This window comes from Phosphitispora sp. TUW77 (assembly GCF_048453025.1).
Classification (GTDB): domain Bacteria; phylum Bacillota; class Thermincolia; order Thermincolales; family UBA2595; genus Phosphitispora.
Window position 1 is genome coordinate 1130498 of record NZ_CP156677.1, and the last position, 23258, is coordinate 1153755.

The 23258-nt window shown below is 36.0% G+C and carries 19 protein-coding genes and 1 pseudogene; all 20 read left to right on the forward strand.

Features of this window, described 5'->3' with window-relative positions; translation table 11 throughout:
• The 20 genes and pseudogenes from pheT (at position 1) to ABFY19_RS05285 (ending at position 23206) form a co-directional block, all read left to right on the forward strand.
• Positions 1–2418, forward strand: a complete 2418-nt coding sequence (gene pheT / locus ABFY19_RS05190) for a phenylalanine--tRNA ligase subunit beta (protein WP_418792188.1) — start codon at positions 1–3, stop codon at positions 2416–2418.
• 72 nt (positions 2419–2490) lie between these two features.
• The gene (gene zapA, locus ABFY19_RS05195; RefSeq protein WP_418792189.1) at positions 2491–2859 is read left to right on the forward strand and encodes a cell division protein ZapA; all 369 of its coding nucleotides are present in this window, start codon (positions 2491–2493) and stop codon (positions 2857–2859) included.
• 271 nt (positions 2860–3130) lie between these two features.
• On the forward strand, positions 3131–4498 hold the full coding sequence (locus tag ABFY19_RS05200; RefSeq protein ID WP_418792190.1) for a GumC family protein: 1368 nt from the start codon (positions 3131–3133) through the stop codon (positions 4496–4498).
• 102 nt (positions 4499–4600) lie between these two features.
• Complete coding sequence (locus ABFY19_RS05205) at positions 4601–5233, forward strand: CpsD/CapB family tyrosine-protein kinase (RefSeq protein WP_418792191.1); 633 nt, start codon at positions 4601–4603, stop codon at positions 5231–5233.
• A gap of 37 nt (positions 5234–5270) precedes the next feature.
• Positions 5271–6386, forward strand: coding sequence for a DegT/DnrJ/EryC1/StrS family aminotransferase (locus ABFY19_RS05210; protein ID WP_418792536.1), 1116 nt, complete (start codon positions 5271–5273; stop codon positions 6384–6386).
• Positions 6387–6474: 88 nt separating this feature from the next.
• On the forward strand, positions 6475–7944 hold the full coding sequence (locus ABFY19_RS05215; protein ID WP_418792537.1) for a sugar transferase: 1470 nt from the start codon (positions 6475–6477) through the stop codon (positions 7942–7944).
• A 46-nt stretch (positions 7945–7990) separates the two neighbouring features.
• On the forward strand, positions 7991–8725 hold the full coding sequence (locus ABFY19_RS05220) for a glycosyltransferase family 2 protein (RefSeq protein WP_418792192.1): 735 nt from the start codon (positions 7991–7993) through the stop codon (positions 8723–8725).
• A gap of 17 nt (positions 8726–8742) precedes the next feature.
• Positions 8743–10026 carry a phenylacetate--CoA ligase family protein gene (locus ABFY19_RS05225; RefSeq protein ID WP_418792193.1) on the forward strand — a complete coding sequence of 428 codons (1284 nt, stop codon included), beginning with the start codon at positions 8743–8745 and terminating at the stop codon, positions 10024–10026.
• 18 nt (positions 10027–10044) lie between these two features.
• Positions 10045–11091 carry a glycosyltransferase gene (locus tag ABFY19_RS05230; RefSeq protein ID WP_418792194.1) on the forward strand — a complete coding sequence of 349 codons (1047 nt, stop codon included), beginning with the start codon at positions 10045–10047 and terminating at the stop codon, positions 11089–11091.
• Between the two features lie 36 nt (positions 11092–11127).
• On the forward strand, positions 11128–12237 hold the full coding sequence (locus tag ABFY19_RS05235) for a CapA family protein (protein ID WP_418792195.1): 1110 nt from the start codon (positions 11128–11130) through the stop codon (positions 12235–12237).
• Between the two features lie 63 nt (positions 12238–12300).
• A complete protein-coding gene (locus ABFY19_RS05240) occupies positions 12301–13299 on the forward strand; it encodes a hypothetical protein (RefSeq protein ID WP_418792196.1) in 999 nt (332 codons plus the stop codon).
• A gap of 64 nt (positions 13300–13363) precedes the next feature.
• Complete coding sequence (locus tag ABFY19_RS05245) at positions 13364–14437, forward strand: glycosyltransferase (RefSeq protein ID WP_418792197.1); 1074 nt, start codon at positions 13364–13366, stop codon at positions 14435–14437.
• 15 nt (positions 14438–14452) lie between these two features.
• Positions 14453–15700 (forward strand): O-antigen ligase family protein, encoded by a 1248-nt coding sequence (locus ABFY19_RS05250; RefSeq protein ID WP_418792198.1) that lies wholly within the window; start codon positions 14453–14455, stop codon positions 15698–15700.
• On the forward strand, positions 15669–16718 hold the full coding sequence (locus ABFY19_RS05255; RefSeq protein ID WP_418792199.1) for a hypothetical protein: 1050 nt from the start codon (positions 15669–15671) through the stop codon (positions 16716–16718). The genes ABFY19_RS05250 and ABFY19_RS05255 overlap by 32 nt, the downstream gene beginning before the upstream one ends.
• Positions 16719–17087: 369 nt before the next feature.
• A complete protein-coding gene (locus tag ABFY19_RS05260; protein ID WP_418792200.1) occupies positions 17088–17291 on the forward strand; it encodes an ATP-grasp fold amidoligase family protein in 204 nt (67 codons plus the stop codon).
• A 289-nt stretch (positions 17292–17580) separates the two neighbouring features.
• Complete coding sequence (locus ABFY19_RS05265; RefSeq protein ID WP_418792201.1) at positions 17581–18720, forward strand: CapA family protein; 1140 nt, start codon at positions 17581–17583, stop codon at positions 18718–18720.
• Positions 18713–20224 (forward strand): oligosaccharide flippase family protein, encoded by a 1512-nt coding sequence (locus tag ABFY19_RS05270; RefSeq protein ID WP_418792202.1) that lies wholly within the window; start codon positions 18713–18715, stop codon positions 20222–20224. The genes ABFY19_RS05265 and ABFY19_RS05270 overlap by 8 nt, the downstream gene beginning before the upstream one ends.
• Positions 20221–21429 carry a CDP-glycerol glycerophosphotransferase family protein gene (locus ABFY19_RS05275; RefSeq protein WP_418792203.1) on the forward strand — a complete coding sequence of 403 codons (1209 nt, stop codon included), beginning with the start codon at positions 20221–20223 and terminating at the stop codon, positions 21427–21429. Before ABFY19_RS05270 ends, ABFY19_RS05275 begins: the two co-directional genes overlap by 4 nt.
• A 43-nt stretch (positions 21430–21472) precedes the next feature.
• Positions 21473–21772, forward strand: a pseudogene (locus ABFY19_RS05280) (adenylyltransferase/cytidyltransferase family protein); the annotation flags it as partial.
• 75 nt (positions 21773–21847) lie between these two features.
• Complete coding sequence (locus ABFY19_RS05285) at positions 21848–23206, forward strand: UDP-glucose dehydrogenase family protein (protein ID WP_418792538.1); 1359 nt, start codon at positions 21848–21850, stop codon at positions 23204–23206.
• The last annotated feature ends 52 nt before the right edge of the window (positions 23207–23258 follow it).

Genomic DNA, 23258 nt, shown 5'->3' on the forward strand with positions numbered 1-23258 from the left:
ATGAGGGTTTCATACAAGTGGCTTAGGGAGTATGTTGATATTCCCGTTTCGCCTGAAGAACTGGCTGAACGGATGACAATGGCCGGTGTTGCTATAGAAAACATAGAATATCCCGGCAAGGGTATTGATAAAGTGGTTACAGCAAAAATCGAGAAAATAGAACCTCACCCCAATGCCGATAAACTGGTTGTTTGCAGGATTAATAATGGTTCGGAAATGCTGCAGGTAGTGACCGGGGCGCCCAATGTCAGAGAGGGGCAGGTGATTCTGCTGGCCCAGGTTGGAGGAGCGGTTCCCGGAATAAAGATAACTAAGGCCAAACTGAGAGGTGTGGAGTCTTTTGGGATGTTATGCTCTGCACAGGAACTTGGGCTTGACCCGGAAAATTTTCCTCCGGACCAGAGGGAGGGGATTCTGGAATTTCCTGAAGGTACCCAACTGGGTATGGATGCCAGGGAACTCCTGGGGCTGGATGATGCTGTCCTGGAGCTTGAGCTTACACCCAACAGGGCTGATTGCTTAAGCATGATTGGTGTGGCCAGGGAGGTTTCCGCAGTGCTGGGGACAGAACTGAGACTGCCCTGTATAAGTGCTGTGGAAATCGAAGAAACCATTGACGGTAAGATAACGGTTGATATTGAAAATCCAGAATTGTGCGGCCGGTATGTGGCCCGTTTGGTCAGGGATGTAAAAATCGGACCTTCACCGGTATGGATGCAGCAAAGGCTGCAGGCTGCCGGAGTACGGCCTATCAGTAATATTGTTGATGTGACAAACTATGTTATGATGGAAATGGGACAGCCGCTGCACGCCTTTGATTATGACAAACTCACAGAACAGGCAATTATTGTACGCCGGGCCAAGGAAGGGGAAAAAATAGTATCCCTGGATAGTGTGGAAAGGGAGCTTTCCCCTGATATGCTGCTAATTACAGACCCTGCCGGACCGGTGGCTGTGGCCGGTGTTATGGGCGGACTGGATACCGAGATTACCAATAAAACCACATCAGTACTTATTGAGGCAGCATATTTTAAGCCTGCCAGTATCCATCGCACATCCAAAAAACTGGTATTGAGGTCTGAGTCCTCAGCCAGATTTGAAAAAGGTATTGATATTAATGGTTGTCTGGCTGCCGCAGTCAGGGCCTGCCAGCTTATTCAAGAGATGGGCGGTGGCAGTCCGGTCAGGGGGGCGGTCGACAATTTCCCGGCTCCGCTGCCTAACAAGGTTATCAGGCTGAGACCTGAAAGAGCAGCCCTGATTATGGGTATTTCCGTTCTCGGTGAACAGATCAGGGATATTATGACTAGGCTGGGATTTGGGGTGACTGAGGATGGCAGCGGCTTTTTAGTTGAGGTCCCTACCAGGAGGGGGGATATTTCTGCAGAAATAGACCTTATTGAAGAAGTTGCCCGGTTGTTTGGCTACAACAATATACCGACAACCCTTCCGGAAGGGGCCAGTACAGAAGGACGCAAGAGTGAGTCCCAGGTTCTTGCCGATACAATTGGCAAATTGATTGCCGGGTGTGGGATGAGTGAAATTATTACCTTGAGTTTTATGAACCCCAAGGCCTTTGATATGCTAAACCTGCCGCAGGAACACCGGTTAAGGAAAGCTGTTATAGTACAAAATCCTCTTAGTGAGGAACAGCGGGTTTTAAGGACTACAATGCTGCCCGGTATCCTGGATATTCTGTCACGTAATACAGCCCGAAAGAACCGGGATTTGGCTTTTTTTGAAATGGGTCGGATATTTACCCCTGCCGCTGGTGCAAAACTGCCTGAGGAAAAGCTCACCTTGTCTGCTGCTGTTATGGGCAAAACCAGGACCGGCTGGCAGTCAGCAGGTCAGGAAATGGATTTTTACTACCTCAAGGGTATCTTGGAGACTTTGTTTGATGTCCTGAATATAAAAAAATACAATCTTATTCCGGAAAGCGGGGATAGTTCCTTCCATCCCGGAAGGACTGCCAGGGTGGAGCTTGGTGGCGAACCCCTCGGGATTATAGGTGAGATTCATCCCAATGTGGCCGAAAATTATCGTCTCAATGAAAGGGTATATGTAATGCAGCTTGATGTTGAGGCAATCATCAGGCTTGCGGGTGGTGTCAAACAGTACAGCCCCCTGCCCAGGTATCCGGCAGTGGAACGAGATATGGCGGTTGTTGTGAGCAAGGAAGTTATGGCAGAGGATATTAACCGGGTGATTAGGAAAAACGCCGGAAATCTTCTGGAACGAATCAGCTTGTTTGATGTTTATCAGGGTTCCCAGATAAAGGAAGGCTTCAAGAGCATGGGATTTTCCCTGAGATTCCAGTCACCTGAGAGAACCCTGACAGATGAAGAGGTTAATATAATTCATCAGAAAATACAACAGGCTTTAAAGGACAATTTTGATGCAGAATTGAGGGGCTGAATTCAAAATAATTTTAAAACCATACCGGAAACCTTTCATAATTACCGGCAGGAATTTGCCGATATATGGCGAATGTTGAAAAATATAAATAGAAAAGAAGGTAATGGGAGGACCGGTATAGTGGAAGATAAAGGCAGGGCAACGGTACAGATTTACGGCGAGGAATATACGGTGAGAGGCGAAGCTTCAGCCGAATACCTGAGAATGCTTGCCGCCTATATCGATAAGGTGATGAGACAGGTTGCCGCACGACAGCCTCGGCTGACAACGTCCAGGGTTGCAGTGCTTACCGCGCTCAACATAGCTGATGAAATGAGCAAGCTTCAGGAGGACTATGATACCCTGGTGAAGCTGATGGACAGTGAAAAGAAAAAACCTGATGTGGAGAAGAACAGGCCTGATCAGGAGAATAAAAAAGAGTTCAATAAAAAGAAAGCATAATTAGATAATTAATGTACATAGAAGGACGTCTTAGCAGAGGCGTCCTTTTTTTTGACACAATAATATGAATAGTTTTGTTTCCTTTCGATATTCCTAATATTTATAACAATAATATTATAATTTCTATTTTATAAAAAAACCTAGACAAAATTCAAAATATTATGTAAAATCGAAATATGGAAGAAAATTCTTTGTTATAATTTGGCATTATGACAGTATGACGTTCCGCGAATTTTGACAGGAGCAAAATAAATACAAGAGAGGCATGTATATGGCTGAGAGAAAAAGATTGTCCAGGGATGAAATCGAATTAAGGGATATATTTAGGATACTGAAAAAGCGTTATAAGATGATTGTTTTGATAACCATGGCGGCATTGTTGATTAGTATAGGAGTAAACAGTTTTGTGTTAACCCCTGTTTATTCAACCAATGCAGTGATGATGGTCAGCCAGGTAGCTGCAGAGAATACGGCCAAGGTGAACAGCGGTCAGGGCCTGGAGGGACTGGTAAACAGCATTTCTATAATTCCGGCCCAGACCATGAACAGTTATGTTGGGCAGTTGGAAAGTAATGCTGTAATGGAAAGGGTCATCAAAAAACTCAAGCTTGACCGGGAAGGCTATATCCCCGGCACTCTGTCCGGCCTTGTCAGTGTTACCCCTGTACCTGAGACTAATCTGATTAATATTTATGTCAATCATACTAATCCCTTTGTTGCACAAAAGATTGCCAATGCCATAACCAGTGAGTTTCTTACATATGTCACCGAATCCAATCAGAAACAGCTGGCAAGGTCCTTAGAGACACTGGAACGCCAGGTCAAGACAACTGATGAGGAACTTGACGTGGCCATAGAAAGCCTGAATAATTTGGAAGCAGAGCAGAATGGAGTTACTATCCTTAATCAACTGGTTAATGCCAAAATAGCGGAACTGAATCAGGTGCGCTCTCAATTGATACAGGCCAGGGCGGAATACAGGCAATTGGTGGCCGGGATAGACCTTACTGAGGATAGGCTAAAGGTAACACTGCCTGTTCTTCAGGTAGTTACTGGTACTGATGATGCCGGTGTATCGAAATTTGTTGAACAGCCGAATCCAACCTACAATACCCTGAATAGTATGCTTCTCCAAAAAAGCATTAATGCCGAGGAAATGGATGCCAGGATTGCAGAACTCAGTGCCATGGAAGGACAGATTTACTCGGAATTGCTGCAAATGGAGGTTGAGCTGAACCAGAAAAGCAATATCAAAGAAGCTGCTGAAAATGAAGTTAACCGTCTTCAGGAGACATATTCATTGCTTAGGTCTAAAATCAATGAGGCCCAGATTGCCAAATCACTGAAGCTGGGTGAAACAGGGATGACTATAGTATCTGATGCGCCTATTCCGGGATATCCGGTAAAACCAAACAAGTCGATGAATATCATGATTTCAGTTGTTTTAGGGCTTATGATTTCAGTTATTTTGGCCTTTCTGCTCAATTATTTGGATAATACAATTAAAACGGCTCAGGAAGCTGAGGAATTCCTTGGGCTGCCTGTACTGGGACATATACCACCCTACAAGCCGTTTAAGGGAGTCCGTTCCGGCACAGCGCCTGTGACACAGAATTTAGGCCGTTCCGCGGATATGTAGGCTGTGAAAATGATCTGGTATGTAACATAATCTTGTTTATAAGAGATTTTATAAGATGTTTTATTAGAGATATATAACCTTAGATTAGAGAGGTAGATTTAGATGGATAAGCTTAAAAAGAAGGTAATCGCCGAGATAGACCCCGGGTCGCCGGTGGCAGAGGCATTTCGACTGATTAGGGCAAACCTGAAATTTGTATCGGTAGATAATCCGTTTAAATCAGTTTTGATTACCAGCTCCAGTCCTATGGAGGGCAAATCGGAAACGGCAGCCAATCTGGGTGTGGTTATGGCTCAGGCCGGTATCAGGGTAATTATCGCCGATTGTGACCTCAGGATGGCTGAACAGCATACGATATTTGGGCTGCGTAATGATGCCGGAATTACCGATTTTTTAACAGGTGAAGCCGGTCTCAACCAGATTGTCAATAAAACCAGAATACCCAATTTGAGTGTTGTCACTGCCGGTAAGCTGCCGCCCAATCCGTCTGAACTGCTGCAGTCAGATAAGGCCAGGGAACTATTGGGCCAGCTTGTGGAGATGTGTGATATCCTGATTATGGATTCTCCGCCCCTTTTAATCAGGGCTGATGCTGTTGTTTTGTCATCTTTGGCCGATGGAGTGATAATGATGTTAAGAACAGGCAAGACCAAAGTAGAAGCAGCGCTTGAAGCCAAAGACCGGCTGGAGAAGACCGGGGCAAGGATTTTAGGGCTGGTGATGAACGGCGGGTAGGGCCGTACATGGATTAAGGGGAGAGTGAATGTACTTAATGATCGATAAAAAAAGAATTTATCTTTGCTCACCCCATATGAGTGATGAAGGCTATGAACAACTATATGTAAAAGAAGCGTTTGATGCCAATTGGATCGCACCCATGGGGGAGAATGTAGAACAATTTGAAAAAGAAGTGGCAGCTAAAGTCGGTATCAAATCATCTGTAGTATTATCCTCAGGGACGGCTGGTATCCATTTGGCGCTTAAGGCTGCCGGAGTCCAAGCTGGGGATATTGTTTTTTGTCAAAGTCTGACCTTTTCCGCTACGGCAAATCCGATTATTTATCTAAATGCCATTCCAGTTTTCATTGACAGTGATTTAGAAACATGGAACATGAGTCCGGCAGCCCTTGAGATGGCATTTGAGAAGTATAAGCCAAAGGCAGTCCTGGTTGTCCATCTATATGGCTTGTCAGCCGATATGGATAAGATTACTGAAATATGCATGAAATATAATGTGCCAATCATTGAGGATGCTTGTGAATCTTTGGGGACGCTTTACAAAGGACATTATTCCGGTACTATTGGTGATTATGGTGTTTTTTCATTTAACGGCAACAAGATTCTCACCGCATCAAGTGGAGGAATGCTTGTCAGCAATCATGAAGACAAAATTGCCAAGGTTAAATTCTGGGCCACCCAGGCGAGGGATCAGGCAAGACATTACCAGCATAGTGAGCTTGGTTATAATTATAGGCTGAGCAACATTGATGCCGGTATCGGCAGGGGTCAGCTAAAGGTTTTAGATAAGCGCATTGAGCAGAAAAGGCATATATTTGAGTTTTATAAGAAGGAGTTGGGAGGATTAGCAGGTGTTACAATGATGCCTGTTAATGAGTGGGACAAGCCCAATTATTGGCTTACTTGTATGACCACGAGCGGGAAGGTGAGGCCTCTGGACATTTTGGAGGCACTGGAAGCAGAAAATATTGAGTCCAGGCCGGTTTGGAAACCGATGCACCTGCAGCCGTTTTTTGGGGATTATGAATTTGTTGGTGACGGCATATCTGAGCAGATATTCGAAAACGGTATCTGCCTGCCCAGTGATACCAAGATGACCGTTGAGGATTTGGAGAGGATTGCAGAGATAATTAAAGGGTTGTGGAAATAGAATGCGGAGTGAGGTTAGGCCAAATACAGAACTGCCTTTGCAGCATTCTGCCCAAAAAGGTATTTATAGAAAATATCTAAAAAGGCCGATGGATTTTATTTTGTCATTGTGTGCAATTATTGTTTTATCGCCTGTATTAATAATAGTGGCTGTGATGGTAAGAGTGAAACTGGGCAGCCCGGTACTGTTTAAGCAGCAACGGCCGGGGTTGAATGAGAAGATTTTTACGATGTACAAATTCAGGACGATGACTGATGAGAGAGATGAGAATGGTGAGTTATTGCCTGATCAGGTAAGACTCACGAAATTTGGCAAGTTTCTTAGGTCAACATCACTGGACGAACTGCCGGAGTTGTTTAATATTATTAAGGGAGATATGAGTGTTGTGGGGCCCAGGCCGCAGCTTATAAGAGATGTGGTCTTTATGACACCTGAGCAAAGGTTAAGGCACAGTGTTTTGCCAGGGCTTTCCGGATTGGCGCAAATAAACGGACGTAACTGTATTTTGTGGGAAGAGAAGTTTCGATTTGATCTGGTATATATAGAAAAAATTACATTTCTTGGTGATTGGAAAATCATATTTAGGACTATAGCTAAGGCTTTTAAACGGGAAGGCATTAGTTCCGAGGGGATGGAAACTGCAGAAGATTTAGGGGAGTATTTGTTGAGGAAGAAAATTATAGATGAAGATACGTATAATGCAGGTATGGAAAAAAGCCGAAATATAAACATTAATATGAGCAACCATTGGAAGAAATACAACCATGCTTTAATTCCGACTACGCCTCCACATATTACTCCGAATACTCCGCAATTATCAAATATAATAAAAAACCGAGCTTTGTTAGCTAGGTGGACTTCCGATTTTGATTGTGGATATGAAACCGCATGGTGGTACTGTATTAAAGATGATAAATTTAATTTATCAAGCCTTAATGCAAAGAAAAGATATGAGATAAATCGTGGGTTAAAACATATAGAAGTATTGAGGATTAATACGAATGAATATGCAATACAGTTAGCAGATATTTCTGAAATAGCATATTCGTTGTATCCCCCAAAGTATCGTCCACAGTTTAATAAAGAGAAGGCTATAGAAGGTTTTTTAAAAACTAATGAATCAAATAATCTTGAATATTGGGGGATGTTTGATAGGGAAAATGGAACAATTGTTGGATATTCTATTTGCAGGATAATGAAGCACTGTGTAAACTTAATGACTGTTAAAGTTTCTCCATACCACTTAAAAACAGGAGCAAATGCTGCCTTAATATTTAAATTGTTGGAAGAATATATTAACTCAGGTCTTTTTAAGTATATTTATGATGGGGAAAGAAATATCGTTCATCAAACTAATTATCAGAACTATCTTGAAAAATATTTTGGGTTTAGAAAGGCATACTGTAAATTGCATATACAATATAATCCAGTTGTTGCTTTGATTGTAAAAATGCTTTATCCATTTAAAAAAATACTCAAAAATTTTAGCAGTTATAAATTTATATATAATGTTAGTTCTGTCTTAGATATGGAAGAAATTAAAAGAAGTTTCCAGTAGTTAAATAATTAAAAAGAACAAATTTGAAAATTAAAGAGGAAGGTTAATGGAATTAATTTCTATTATTACACCGGTTTATAATTCAGAAAAATACGTAGGTGAGACAATCAAAAGTGTTCTTTCTCAGACTCATTTGAATTGGGAGATGCTGATTGCAGATGATTGTTCCAAAGATAGCACAGCAGAGGTTATTAAGCAGTTCACTGATCCTCGTATTAAGTATTTTAAATTAAAAAAGAATTCTGGTGCTGCCATCGCAAGAAACAAAGCTTTAGAAAAAGCTCAAGGAAAATACATAGCATTTCTGGATGCAGATGATATTTGGAAACCAGATAAACTTGAAAAACAATTAGCTTTTATGATTGATAATAATATCGGATTTTCATTTTCCGGTTATGAGATATTACGGGATGGTCAGAATAAGGTTATTAATGTTCCTAAATCTCTTAATTATAGCCAATTTATGAAGAACACAATTATTGGCACATTAACGGTTATGATTAACACAGATATTGTTGGAAAAGTTAGGTTAGTTGATGTTAAGAAAGACCATGATTCCATGACATGGGCAAAGCTTCTCAGACAAGGAAACATTGCCTGTGGTCTAAACGAGAGTCTTGCTTATTATAGAAAGGTAAAGGGCTCTATCTCGAATGATAAATTAGTGGCAGTTAAGAATCACTGGAAAAATTGCAGGCAGATAGAAAAATTGTCGGTGCCAAGATGTGCATATTATTTTTTCTTTTACATTTTGAATGCGGTAAAGAAACATTATTTTTGATTAGATGAGGACAAAACATGTTACATAAAGGTATTTATAAGATTGGTGTTAAGCTTAGAAGTCCAGAGTTAAATGCTGCTTATGATTTTTTAAAGCAATCTGAAGGCTGGAGTTTAAAAAAACTTGAGGAGTATCAATTTAATAGCTTAAAACGAATTATAAATATTGCCTACGGACAGTCGGAATTTTATAAAGAATTATTTGATAAAGCAGGCATAACCCCAGAAGATATACGTGATTTAAATGATATTGTAAAGATTCCATGTATTACTAAGGTGGATATTTTAAAGAATATTGAATCCATACAAAATATAGATGGTTATAGGAGGCTTTTTTTATCAGAAACTTCAGGTAGCACTGGAGAACCTTTGACTTTCTATAGGAACAGTGAATGGGATGCAAGACATAGAGCAGCGCAATTGAGAGGGTATTCTTGGTATGGTTTAAATCCATGGGATCGTAGTGGATATTTTTGGGGGTACAGTTTTAGTATAAGCAGGACGATTAAAACAAAATTGTTGGATTTTTTACTGAATCGTTTTAGATTATTTTCCTACAGTGAGAGTGAAATTAAAAGATTTGCAGGCAAACTAAAACGTGCTAAATACTTGGAAGGTTACTCTTCAATGATTTATGAAGTGGCTAAAACTGTTAACATGAACCGTCTTGGCCCATTTAACTTAATAATGGTAAAAGGTACTTCTGAAAAGATTTATGATGTTTATCAAGAAGAAACAAAGAAAGCATTTGGTAAAAAAATTGTGAGTGAGTATGGGTCAGCAGAAACAGGTATAGTTGCTTTTGAATGTACTCAAGGCAATATGCATGTTGTAATGGAAAATGTAATTGTTGAAGAAGTTGAGGGTGAAGCTATTATAACCAACCTGGTTTCTGATTCTTTTCCAATAATTCGATATAAACTTGGAGACAGTATTGCACTAGATAATGAAAGTATATGTTCTTGTGGGATGAAGCATAAAATTATAAAGGATGTTATCGGAAGGATAGGGGAAATTATATATGGTAAAAATTCAAAATATCCCAGCTTAACTATTTATTATATCTTTAAAAATCTCGCCTTAAAATATGGGACTATTATTTATTACCAAGCCATACAAAAACAAAAAGGGAAACTTGAAATATTACTTGATCGGCATATTCCTGATTTTACAGAAAAACATTTAAAAGAAGAATGTAAAAAATATTTTTCTGATGATATGGTTGTTGAAATATACCAAAACTCATTAAAAAGGACATTTGATAAAAAATATAAAGATTTTATTTCTGAGATCGATGTTTAGCAGGAGATTAGTAAACTTATGAACAAAAAAAAGATTGGAATTATTGGTCATTTTGCAGTGGGCAAAAATTATCTTGATGGGCAAACCATTAAAACAAAAATTCTTTATGAATCATTGAAAGAAAAAAAACTATTTAGGAGCATTAAAATTGTTGATACTTACAATTGGAAAAAGAACCCATTAGCATTAATGTTTAATACAATATTTGCTATGTTGACATGTTCTAATGTCATAGTGCTTTTATCTCAAAATGGCATGAAGGTATTTTTCCCCTCTTTATATTATCTTAATATTATTTTCAAGAAAAAGATACACCATGTTGTAATAGGCGGGAATTTAGTGGAATTGATGAAACGCAATAGTAGTTGGGAAAAATATTTAAATGCCTTTGAAGGTAATTATGTGGAAACACATTCTTTGCAGGAAAATCTTAAAGTATTGGGAGTTAATAATGTTTTAGTGCTAACAAACTTCAAAAAACTTCCTGTAATAGAAGAAAAGGTTTTATTTGACGAGTATAATGAACCATTTAAACTTTGCACGTTTTCTAGAGTTATGAAGGAAAAAGGAATTGAAGATGCTATAAATGCTGTAAAGAAGATCAATAATGAAGCAGAACGTATAATTTATACGTTAGATATCTATGGACAAGTTGATAATAATTATGTTGATGCTTTTAATAACATTATTAAAAATGCGCCAGATTTTATTCAATATAAGGGAATTGTACCTTTCGACAAGTCTGTGAATGTATTAAAGAATTATTTCATGCTATTGTTTCTTACATATTTTGATGGCGAAGGATTTCCGGGGACATTAATTGATGCTTTTGCTTCTGGTCTTCCGGTGATAGCTAGTGATTGGCACTATAATAGGGAAATAATACAAAACGATAAAACTGGGAAAATTGTCCCTGTTCATGATATAGATGCTTTAATTGACGTATTAAAATGCTATTCGGAAAACTCTCAACAAGTTTTAGATATGAAAAAAAATTGCATTAGGGAAGCATATAAATATATGCCTGATTATGCATTACTGCCTTTGCTTGAACACCTGATTTAGTCATCATTATCAAAAGAAGGCGAGTTGACCCTAACTATGAAATTACTGTTTTTGGGAGATTTCTTTTATGACTATGATGTAATTGCGAAAGATATTGAGGAAATAGCAGAATGGATAGCAACCAACAAGTATGCTGTTATAATAAATTTAGAAGGTTCTCTATCTAAGTCAGGAAATAAAATAAGGAAAAGAGGCCCCAATCTTTGTCAAAGTATAAAAACAATTAGTGTATTAAAAAAACTTAATGTAGTGGGTGTATGCTTAGCAAATAATCATGTCATGGATTATGGAGACAAAGGATTATTCGAAACTATAAGATTATTAGAAGAAAATAATATTCAGCATGTTGGAGCCGGGAAGAACATAAGTGAATCGTTAAAACCTATGCAATTTGAGCTATGTGGGCAGCACATTATAATTCAGAATTTTGGCTGGGATGTTGAGGAAACTGTATATGCTACGAAAATTTCTGCTGGTTGTGCCCCGAGAGAAGAAGAAGTAATTCTTTATCAAACAGCGAAAATAAGAGAAACATATCCGGATGCAATTATTATAAATGTTTATCATTGGGGATTTGAATATAATTTGCTTCCAATGCCGTGGGATATTAATCTTGCACACAAATCTATTGAATCTGGATGTGATTTAATAGTAGGACATCATCCGCATATTCTTCAGGCTAGTGAGGTGTATAAAGGAAAAGAAATCTATTACTCAATAGGCAATTTTTATTTTGCTTCTAAAAGAGAGGATTTCAATAATCGTTTTACAGAGGCTATACAGAACTTATGTGATTATGGTGCAGCTCTTAGTTTTGATGTTAAGAAACGATTGATTGACAATAAGTATATTGTCTACTATGATTCACTCAAAAAGAGTACTAGAATTTTACTCAATTACGAGACTTTTATCAAGGATATTTCTGGTGTAGATTTTAATTCATTAGAGTACATAAGGAAGGTTAAGGAAGGTTCATTTAATATTAACCCTATATTAACATTAAATGAATATGATAATCAGTATAAAATTAAAAAGTTGAAAAGAGATTATTTGATTGCCCGGTGTTTTAGTGTTATAAGGAAAATCTCTTTCGGAGAAATGTTTTATCAAGGCATAAAGAAATTATATAAATTAATAAACAGATAATATGTTAAAGATTTATCTTTTAGGGTCGCTAAAACATATAAATTTAAGGAGTCAAAGCTATTCATGATTTGGATTGTTAGGTGTAATAATGCTGTTGTGACTGATTTTTATTTAGATATTGTCGGAACAGCTATGAAACGGATGACTGCTGATGTCTGTAAAGTAGATGGTATTAGTAATATCAAAAATGGTAAAACAAATGATTACTATTTTGTTGCAAGATTAGTTGATGCATTGAAGCTGCTTATAAGAGGTCGGAAAAACATTATTTTTTGGGTTCAGGGAGTTGAACCTGAAGAAAGTTACATGCGTCATAAAAAGCTATTAAGGAAGATTATTCTGGAAAAAATAGAAAGATATATATTGAAAAACGCAAAATTTGTATTTTTTATATCTTTTGCTATGCAAAAACATTATGAGATAAAATATGGTATTGATTTTGTCGGAAGAAATTATGTAATGCCTTGTTTTAATACGAATATTCACAAAGAAGCTTTTTTTAAAGAAGGAAAATACATAAATAATGTTTTCGTTTATGTTGGTTCATTAAGTGTATGGCAACGGTTTGATGAAGTTGTTACATGTTTCAAAAATATTGAGGAATTTGGAATTCCTAACTGTAAGCTATTAGTATTAACTAAAGAAATTAATGCAGCACTAGATGTGTTAAAGAAATTAGAAATTAGCAGTTATGAAGTTTGTTATGTGAATAATGATGATTTGCCTAATGTCATTGCGGATGCCAAATTTGGATTTGTTATTCGAGATGATGTAATAGTAAATCGCGTAGCTACACCAACTAAAATATCTACTTATTTATCTTCTGGAGTTATCCCTATATATAGTTCATGTCTTGAAGATTTTCATAATGTTTCAGTAGGGATGCGGTACAAGCAATTATATGATACTGATAATTTTCAAAAGGAGATGTATGCCTTTATGAAACAAAAGATAAATAATAAAGATGTATATAAAGAGTATAACAATTTGTTTTCAACTTATTACAACGTTGATTTTCATATAAACAATATTATATCTTGTGTTAAGGAATTGCTGAAATAAGAATAAAACCAAGAAGATTTTAGACCCGCAAGTAATAAAAGTAGTAATAAGGAGAAGCTAGTCAGTGAAGAAAATATATTTTTTGACCGGGAATTTAGGATATGGCGGAGCCACAAAAATTTTAGTTCAGTTATCAAATTATTTATCAAATAATAATCAGATTGTCAAAATAATTAATTATGGAACAAAGGATACTTTTTATCAGATTAATCCGCAAATAAATATTATTAATATAAATGGACAATTCACTAATATTCCAAAGATAAGAAGATTGTTTCAACTGATATTACTTAGAGGAATCATAATGCAAGAAAAACCAGATGTAATAATAGCTTTTGAAAATATGGCAAAGTTGCTGGCGGTTAGCGCAGCTATTTTTTCAAAGACAAAAGTCATAATATCAGAACGTAAGGATCCTTACAACTATAATAATAAGAAAAAACGATATATGCATTTACGGTATTTGATTTCAGACGGTTGTGTATTTCAAACTGTAGGAGCATCAAAATATTTTCCGCACTCAGTACAAAAGAAGGGAACTATTATCCCTAATTTTATCACTATAGAAAAAAAAGAAAAGCTTCCAATAGAATTAAGGAAAAATGAAATAGCTTTTGTAGCTCGTTTTGAGTTAGAACAGAAACGTCAAGACGTCATGGTTAAAGCCTTTAAACTAATAGTTAAGAAGCACCCTGATATTAAGTTGGTTTTCTATGGTGATGGGCCGGATATTGATATAGTTAAAACCATGGTTTCTGAATATGGCATTTCTGACAGTGTGATTTTTGCTGGTGTAGTATCAAACATGGATAATGTATTTAGACACTCAAGATTATTTGTTCTTACGTCAGATTATGAAGGGATACCAAATGCTTTGGTTGAGGCAATGGCATATGGTCTCCCTGTTGTTGCAACGGATTGCAGTCCAGGAGGAGCTCGTTTGTTAATCAATAGCGGAGTTAATGGAATTATTGTACCTATAAATGATTTTTCAAGGTTAGCTAAGGCAATTATCTACCTTTTAGATAACCCTCAAATAGCTGAAAGTTTCGGGGCAAAAGCACAACAAGTTGTTGATACATTTAAGCCAAGTAAAATACTTCCAATGTGGCAAGATTATATAAATAAAATAATTTAATGAGGACTTTAAAATATGGTAAAAAAAATTGATATTTTGTCAATTAAATTAAAAAAAGCTCATCTTTATCCAACTATTTTATTTGCATATATTTTTTTAACATACGCAACAAATTATTTTAGTTTGCCAGAAATTTATTTGCAGTGTAGTTTGTATATTTTTCTTATTTTTTCTTTTTTTAGATTGTTGCTCAACAAAGCAAATATTCCAATTGTATTTTCATCTTGGTATTTAGGTTTTATTTTAATTTGTCTTGTTTCATTATTTTATGCTAGCTCGTTGGAATTATCCATGAATATAGGTTCAAGTTTAATAATGGCATTTCTTTTTGGCATATCAATGTCAGTTTTTTTGCAGACAGAAAATGGTTCAGAAAAACTGATGACAATATTTATTATAACAGGTGTTTTTGTGGGGACATTTCTAGCTTTGACCTTTAATCCTGAACATTCTTGGAGCAGATTAGGTGAAGACTTTGGAGTTAATGAGAATTTGGTAGGTCTAATGTATTTAATACCTTTGTGCTTTGCATTTGTTAATGTATATAATAAAAAATTAATTACTTTAAGTTCTTTAGCTATTATAGTATGTGGATATGATGTATTAATATCAGGTTCTAAAAAAGCAATTTTTGGTTTCCTAGTTTTTGCTTTGGTATATTTATTGTCAGAAAATAAAGTATCAAAAAAAATTAGAAACACAATCTTGGTAATACTTATGGCAATATCTATTTTCATAATAATCATGAAGATACCGAGTCTATATAACGTTGCTGGATACCGATTTGAACTAATGTATCATAGTTTAATTGGAGATGGCGGTAACGCAATTTCTTCTACTACTACTCGAATGAGCATGATTCAATACGGTTTACGTTTGATTGTTGAAAGTCCAATATGGGGATACGGAATTAATAATTTTGCACATTATTGGAGTATAGTTTCAGGAAAGCAAACCTACTCCCATAACAATTACGTTGAATTATTATTTGATTTAGGATTGTTGGGATTTTTTACATATTATAGTGTTCACTTCTACATAGGGACTAAGCTTCTGGGGATAAGGAAAATGTATCCAACAACTGGAGCAATATATATTGCATTTTTTATATTAATTCTTTTTTATGATTTTGGTATGGTAACATATTATGATACGAGGATAATTACGTTAATCGCTTTTGTTCTATATGGCACAGGTAGAGAAGCAAGCAAAAAACGAGGAGAGCTAACTCATGAAGAAATTATTAATTTTGAAGGATTATAAAGATATGTTCTGGGTATCAGTGGAAAACTTGAAAGACTATAAAACAATGAATGTTGAGCTAATATCAAACTACTTCATGAACAAAGGATATATAGTATCGGTACTTAAATATTCAGAAATTGATTTTAATAAAGACTATCAAGGAGTATATGTAATATATCAAACATCAGAAGACATAGGCACATTTTATAAAGATTATATTGAAGATATAATCTTATTTTTAGAATGTAAGGGTGCAATTCTTTTGCCAAATTTGCACTATTTTAGGGCACATCATAATAAAAATTATATGGAATTGCTGCGCTATACTTTTAAAAATGATGAGATGAAATCAATCAGGAGTAAATTGTATGGCAATGGCATTGAAGCACTTGATGATGTTCAAGAATACCCCATCGTTGTAAAAGCTGCAGAGGGTGCTGGAAGTCAGAATGTGAGTGCGGCATATAGTCCAAAAGATTTAAAAAATGTTTTGAATTTATTGAGCGCAGTATTTATAGTAAATAGTTTTAAGTCTATAAAAGACTTTTTGATTTATTACATATGTGGTAAGCTATTTGGTAAGGTACAATCAGGTTATAGAAATTATACGTTTTATCGCAAGAAATTTGTGATTCAAAACTTCATCCCATATTTAAATGGTGACTACAAAGTGTTATTTTTTGGAGGAAAATACTATACACTTTACAGGAAAAACCGAGAAAATGATTTTCGCGCTAGTGGCGGGGGCCGACTTTTTTCTGTGCCAGATGAAGAAAATTTAGGTCTTTTGAATTTTGCAAGTAAGGTTGTTTCAGAGATTGATTTTCCTGTTATTGGCATGGATATTGGCTTTGATGGATCAAATTATCATCTAATTGAATTTCAGATGATTCATATTGGGCCTTATGCGTTGCATGTAGCAGAAAATTGGTATGAACAAAAGGAAAATCAATGGATACGGCAAGATGGCAGATCAAATTTGGAAGAGGAATTCTCAAGGAGCATATATGAGTATATAGAAAAAAGATTGACCTGACCTTGATTCTATAATTTTGATAGTAAGAATCTCTAAATTTCTTCTGCTTACGTAATTTTTCGCAAAGGTATTGAGCATTAATGGAGAAAAAGATTAATTGGGAGAGTTCGACTGTTTTTCAATGAGGAAATCCGATTTATATTCAGGTTGTTGACAAAACATGAAGTTCGCAACTATATTGCAAAATCAAAGGTGAAAAAATATTTGATTTCATTAATAGGAGTCTGGGGTACGTTTTAAGAGATTGATTTCACTTGATTGCTATAGCAATTTGTATTGAAATATACTTATTATTCGGGTGTAGTGGTGATACGTAATAATAATATTAAATTTGATATAGAGGCGGCTAGACATTAGATTAATAAGTGTTTGAAACGAAACTATTATTTTGCTTATTTTGAGTGGCCTTATAAAAATATAAAGCCAAGAATTATATGTAAAAAATATATGGTGGATGAATCTGGAATAGACCTTAAAGATTATAAGTTTATTTGTTTTAATGGTAAAGACAAAATATTTGTTTATTTGTTTAAACAGAAATCACCAACAGGTCTAAAATGTAGACTTTTATGATAAGGAGTGGAAACCCAGTTTAGGAGCATGACTGACATCCACCTCCTGGGCAGGCAGAACGAAGGAATTTAGGGCAAAAACCCTGTGAGACACGAGAGTTGCCGCCGAAGAACAAGTGGGTACCACAGGCGAAAATAAGCCGCCAAAACTCAAAGCTTATTAAGGTTAACCTTGTTCATCCAGTTATATGCAAAAATGAGCATATTGCTCAGATGGTTGTTTTGAGTAATGTGAAAATCTATGAATACATGATCAATTTAAAGAAAACGCAAGATTATAGGGAGGAATTATGGATTTAATAATTGGCGGTGACTTAGTGCCCACCAAATCTAATCTGGATTTATTCAATAATGGAGACGTTAGGGAATTATTGGGAGAAGAATTATTAATAATATGGAATTGCGCAGATGTGCGAATTTTTAATTTGGAAGTTCCTCTCTGTGACAAGGCGGACCCAATACAAAAGTGTGGGCCAAATCTTATCGCTCCTACCTCTACAGTTTCTGGAATTAAAGCCTTAAACCCTTCATTAATCACTTTAGCAAATAACCATATTCTTGATCAAGGTGTTCAAGGTCTTAAGTCAACGGAAATGGTTTTAACAGAAAATCAAATTCCCTTTATTGGCATAGGTGACAAATTATCCGATGCCAGCAAACCCTATATAATCAATAAGGACGGTTATAAAATTGGCGTATATGCATGTGCTGAACATGAGTTTTCAATTGCGAATGAGAACATTCCTGGTGCTAACCCGTTTGATCCTTTGGAGAGTCTTGATCATATTCTAAATTTAAAGGCAGAATGTGACTATGTTATTGTTTTGTATCATGGAGGTAAAGAACATTATCGATATCCATCCCCGCATCTTCTGAAGGCATGTAGAAAAATGGCAGATAAAGGCGCTGATATTGTTGTTTGCCAGCATAGTCACTGCATTGGTGCTTATGAAGAGTATAAAGGAAAAACAATTGTATATGGGCAGGGTAATTTTATATTTGACGGTTTGGGGAGTGACTTTTGGCAGACAAGTTTGTTAATAAAAGTAAATATTAGTCATGGTTTGTATCTAGAATATGTTCCGATAGTAAGAGAAGGTAACAAAATTCGTTTAGCTGAAAAGCCAGAAGCTGAAAATATACTGCAATTATTTCAGCAACGGTCCTCAGAGATTTTGGCAGCAGGATTTGTTGACCGAAAATATAAGCAGTTTGCAAGTGAAAACCACTTGCAATACCTAAGGAGTTTTGCTGGATTTGGAAAATGGTTGTTGAGGTTAGATAGGAGACTGCTAAATGGATGGTTAATAAGGAAAAAATACAATAAAAAGCAATTGTTGGCAATGCAAAACTATGTTGAATGTGAATCACATAGGGAGTTGTTACTTGCAGGTTTTAGTGCTAGGGAGACATCACAAGAGCATGACTAAAAAAAGTAAAGTTTTAGTAAATTCATTTTTTTATACATTTAGTGCATTGTTAGTTAAAGCAATTAGTTTACTCATACTGCCAGTGTACACATTTTTTTTAACACCTGAAGACTATGGGATTATTAACCTTGTAAGTAGTTTTACCGGAGTAGCAACATTTATTGTTGCGTTTTCAATTTATTCGGCAGTTATTCGTTTTTATGCTGATTACAAAGATGATAGGGAGAAATTAAAGCGTTTTTATGGGACAGTAATTATTTTTACGTTTATTTCTGGTACGATATTTATCAGTTTAGGAATGATTTTTAAAAGTACATTAATTTCTTGGTTTTTTGAAGGCATTTCCTTTTATCCAGATGTTTTAATAGTACTGTTAACTCTAAACTTTGTTTCATTGCACTCGATACATCAAAGTATTCTGCAAGGTATGCAGCAAGGTAAAAAGTTAACCATTATAAATCTAGTTGTTTTTGGTATTCAAGTATGTCTTAATTTGTTGTTAATTGCTTTCTTTAAACTTGGTGCTTCTGGTGTTTTACTTGCAACATTCATTATAAATATCACTTATGTTTTATATATGCTGATTGATCTTAAAAAAAATAATTTAGTGAAATACTGTATAGATATGACACTATTGGGGGAGACGCTAAAATATTCTGTCCCCCTTATCCCACATAACCTTTCTACAAACATTGCTAGCTTTGCTTCACGAGTTTTTATGAATTACAGCGGGTCTTTGAGTTTGGTTGGTTTGTATAGTGTAGCTTTTCAATTTGGTGCATTAATTGATACTGTGCAAACTTCTGTTAACAAAGCTTTTCAACCATGGTTTTATAACATAATGAACTGCCAAGGTAAAGAAAATAAAACTGATGTAGTTAGTTTTTCTCGATTTTTGCTTATAGTTTATTCACTAATGTACATGGGAATCGGCCTTTTTTCCCAAGAAGTCATTATCCTCATGACTAATGATAGATATACTATGGCTTGGACAATCATTCCAATTTTAGTGGTAGCATTTTCAGTGAAATCAATATATTATTTTTATGTTAATGTTTTATTTTATCACAAAGATGCTGCTAGGAAAATTTTCATTGCAACGATTATAGGTAGTTTTGCTGATATTGTATTTGCGTATAAACTTGTTCCCAAATATGGCATGTATGGTGCAGCTGTCGCATTTTTACTTGCAAAAACTATTATAGTTTCCATTATAGTTTTTATGAGTAAACGATATGATGATATTGGTTACAAGGTCAGTAGTATGTTAAGAATAATAATCCCTGGCTTGCTATTTATGGGAGGAGGATTGTATTTTAGTTACACAAAATATATAACTGAAATTTGCTGGATGAACCTATTTTATAAAATAGCGATAGTGTGTGTTTATATGATTTTTATTTATCTGACAAACAAAAAGATGATAAATACAATTATCAGGTCTGGAAAATTAAAACAGATTTTAAAGGAGAAAAGTGGTTTAGATGGGCAGAGGTGTCTATGATGCAATGGCTTATTAAAGAAGTAAAGAATAAACTTAAAATTAAAAAGTGGTATCAATTTATTATTAATGTTGTCAAAAAAGCATATATGTTTTCGGTTAACAAGGTTATTGGTGTACAAGAAAATAAAATTGTGTTCATAAGTTTTGGAGGGAATTTTTATTCTGATAATCCAAGAGCAATATCAGAAAAGTTACACGAGATGTTGCCCGATTTTGAAATAGTATGGTTGCTTAATAATCTGGAAAAAAGAGAAATTGTGCCTGAATATGTTCGAATTGTTAAAAATGGCTTACTTATAGGTTTGAAGGAATTGGCGACAGCGAAATTTTGGGTGGATAATTTTACCAAACCAATATATACTTACAAGAGCAAAGAACAAATTTATATTCAAACATGGCATGGAGATAGAGGTTTTAAAAAAGTATTATATGATTCTTCGTTTTTACTCCCTAATACTAGATACATAGAAAGTGATATGTGCGATTTATTTATTTCCGGGTCTGACTATGGAGACAATAAATTTAGAAGTGCATTCCGTTATTATGGACAAATCATAAAAAGTGGTTGTCCAAGAAATGATTTGCTTATTGAAAATAATGAAAACAAGAAGAAAGTGGTAAAAAAAAATTTGAAAATAAGTGGAAGCACAAGCGTTTTATTATATGCTCCTACATTGCGGAGGGAAGCTGCGAAAGAATCAAAACTTCAATCTAATGATATTGACTTATCATTAGTCATAGATGCGTTAGAGCAAAAGACTAATAAAGACTGGGTTTGTTTAGTTAGGGCGCATAGTGCAGTTAAAGGATTACAAGGTATACCAATTGATGATTTTAGGATTTGTGATGTAACTTCATATGAAGATATGAGTGAGTTGCTACTTGTTTCAGATTTTCTGATAACTGATTATTCTTCAAGTGCAGGAGATTTTATTTTGCTTAATAGACCTGTTGTTTTAATCCAATCTGATAGAGAAGATTATATAAAGCATGATAGGACATTTTATTTTGATATAGATAAATCTCCTTATTTGATAGCTAAGACCCAAGAAAAATTAATCAATTTGATACAAAGAATGGATTGGACAACTATACCACAAAATTGTGAAGAAATACGTGCATTCTATGGAACAGTGGAATCAGGAGAAGCTTCGAAAAAAGTAGTAGAATACATAATAAGTAAGAGACACAAGGAGAGTGGATAGTATGAAGAAATATGCAGTAGGTTTTACTGCTGGGGTATTTGATATGTTTCATGTTGGGCATTTAAATTTACTTCAGAATGCTAAAGCGATGTGTGATTTTTTGATCGTAGGTGTTAACTCAAATAATTTGGTAGAAGAGTATAAAGGGAATAAACCTGTAATTGATGAAGAAAAACGTAGAGACATTGTAAGTGCGATTAAATATGTTGATAGAGTGGAAATTATGGAATCATTAAATAAATTAGATGCATGGAAGCTCTATAACTTTAATGCTGTTTTTATTGGTGATGATTGGAAGGGTAATGATAGATGGACTAAGACGGAATACGAACTTTCTCAAATCGGCGTAAATGTGGAGTATTTACCTTACACGAAAAGCATATCTTCAACTCAGCTAAAAGAAATTATCAATAGTGGAATTAGGTTCAAAATAGCAGTAGCAGGGACAGGCTATGTCGGCCTGGTATCAGGTATCTGCCTGGCCGAAGTCGGTCATAATGTTACCTGTGTCGATGTTGATGAAAACAAAATAAATCTGTTGAAACAAGGCATTTCTCCAATTTATGAGCAAGATTTGGAGGAACTGATGCAAAAAAACTACTCAGCAGGCAGGCTTGATTATACCACAGACTACATATCGGCCTATAAAGATGCAGATGCCATATTCATTGGTGTGGGAACCCCTGAGCAGCCTGACGGTTCTGCGGACCTATCGTATATAGCTACAGTTGCCAGGCAGATTGCTGAGACAATTGAGCGGGATTGCCTTGTTGTGGTAAAGTCCACCGTTCCTGTGGGAACTAATGATAAAGTGGAACAGTTTATTCACGATTTCCTGCCCCATGACGGTGAGAAACATACCGGTAACGGAGCCGGGAACGGTAAAAAAATCAGGGTCGAAGTGGCCTCCAATCCGGAATTCCTGGCCCAGGGGACGGCGGTTCGCGATACTCTCCAGGCAGCTAGAATTATAATTGGAACTGAGAGCAAATGGGCTGAGGAAATGCTCATGAAAATATATGAACCCTTCAAGTTGCCCATAGTTTCTGTCAGCAGAAGGTCTGCGGAGATGATTAAGTATGCCTCCAATGACTTCCTTGCCCTTAAAATATCTTATATGAACGATATTGCTAACCTCTGTGAGCTGGTGGGTGCAGATATACAGGATATTGCCAGGGGTATGGGCTATGATGAACGTATTGGCAGCAGATTCCTTAACGCCGGTATTGGTTATGGCGGGTCATGTTTCCCTAAAGATACTAAAGCTTTGGATTATTTAGCCAGGCAGCATGGCTATGAGCTGAGGACAGTTAAGGCCGCTATAGATGTTAATACTGATCAAAAAACAATGTTATATAAGAAGGCTTGTAAAAGGTTGATTACCTTTAACGGCCTGAAGGCAGCTGTGCTGGGGCTGACCTTCAAGCCTGGCACCGATGACCTGAGAGAAGCCCCGTCACTTGACAATGTCCCCTTATTATTGGCCCAGGGAGCTAATATTTACGCATATGACCCTGTTGGTACAGAAAATTTTAAACGGGAGTACCCTGAAGGCGAAAGCGGCAGGGGAAGCATTAAATATGTAGATAACATAGAGGAAGCCTTGGAAGACGCCAATGTCTGTTTTATATTTACAGAGTGGGGCGAGATTAGGGCAGTCAAACCTGAAATATATAAAAGGCTGATGAGGACCCCTTTAGTTTATGACGGCAGGAATATTTACGGAGTGCAGGATATGCAGGAGGCGGGTGTGGAGTATTACTCCATTGGAAGATGAAGGACATAATCCACAGAAGGGTTTTGCAGAGCTCAGAAATTTTGCAAATAGC

Coding starts and splice junctions, on each gene's coding strand:
- pheT (WP_418792188.1), top strand. CDS start 1: ATGAGGGTTTCATACAAGTGGCTTAGGGAGTATGTTGATATTCCCGTT.
- zapA (WP_418792189.1), top strand. CDS start 2,491: ATGTTGAAAAATATAAATAGAAAAGAAGGTAATGGGAGGACCGGTATA.
- ABFY19_RS05200 (WP_418792190.1), top strand. CDS start 3,131: ATGGCTGAGAGAAAAAGATTGTCCAGGGATGAAATCGAATTAAGGGAT.
- ABFY19_RS05205 (WP_418792191.1), top strand. CDS start 4,601: ATGGATAAGCTTAAAAAGAAGGTAATCGCCGAGATAGACCCCGGGTCG.
- ABFY19_RS05210 (WP_418792536.1), top strand. CDS start 5,271: ATGATCGATAAAAAAAGAATTTATCTTTGCTCACCCCATATGAGTGAT.
- ABFY19_RS05215 (WP_418792537.1), top strand. CDS start 6,475: ATGGATTTTATTTTGTCATTGTGTGCAATTATTGTTTTATCGCCTGTA.
- ABFY19_RS05220 (WP_418792192.1), top strand. CDS start 7,991: ATGGAATTAATTTCTATTATTACACCGGTTTATAATTCAGAAAAATAC.
- ABFY19_RS05225 (WP_418792193.1), top strand. CDS start 8,743: ATGTTACATAAAGGTATTTATAAGATTGGTGTTAAGCTTAGAAGTCCA.
- ABFY19_RS05230 (WP_418792194.1), top strand. CDS start 10,045: ATGAACAAAAAAAAGATTGGAATTATTGGTCATTTTGCAGTGGGCAAA.
- ABFY19_RS05235 (WP_418792195.1), top strand. CDS start 11,128: ATGAAATTACTGTTTTTGGGAGATTTCTTTTATGACTATGATGTAATT.
- ABFY19_RS05240 (WP_418792196.1), top strand. CDS start 12,301: ATGATTTGGATTGTTAGGTGTAATAATGCTGTTGTGACTGATTTTTAT.
- ABFY19_RS05250 (WP_418792198.1), top strand. CDS start 14,453: ATGGTAAAAAAAATTGATATTTTGTCAATTAAATTAAAAAAAGCTCAT.
- ABFY19_RS05255 (WP_418792199.1), top strand. CDS start 15,669: ATGAAGAAATTATTAATTTTGAAGGATTATAAAGATATGTTCTGGGTA.
- ABFY19_RS05265 (WP_418792201.1), top strand. CDS start 17,581: ATGGATTTAATAATTGGCGGTGACTTAGTGCCCACCAAATCTAATCTG.
- ABFY19_RS05270 (WP_418792202.1), top strand. CDS start 18,713: ATGACTAAAAAAAGTAAAGTTTTAGTAAATTCATTTTTTTATACATTT.
- ABFY19_RS05275 (WP_418792203.1), top strand. CDS start 20,221: ATGATGCAATGGCTTATTAAAGAAGTAAAGAATAAACTTAAAATTAAA.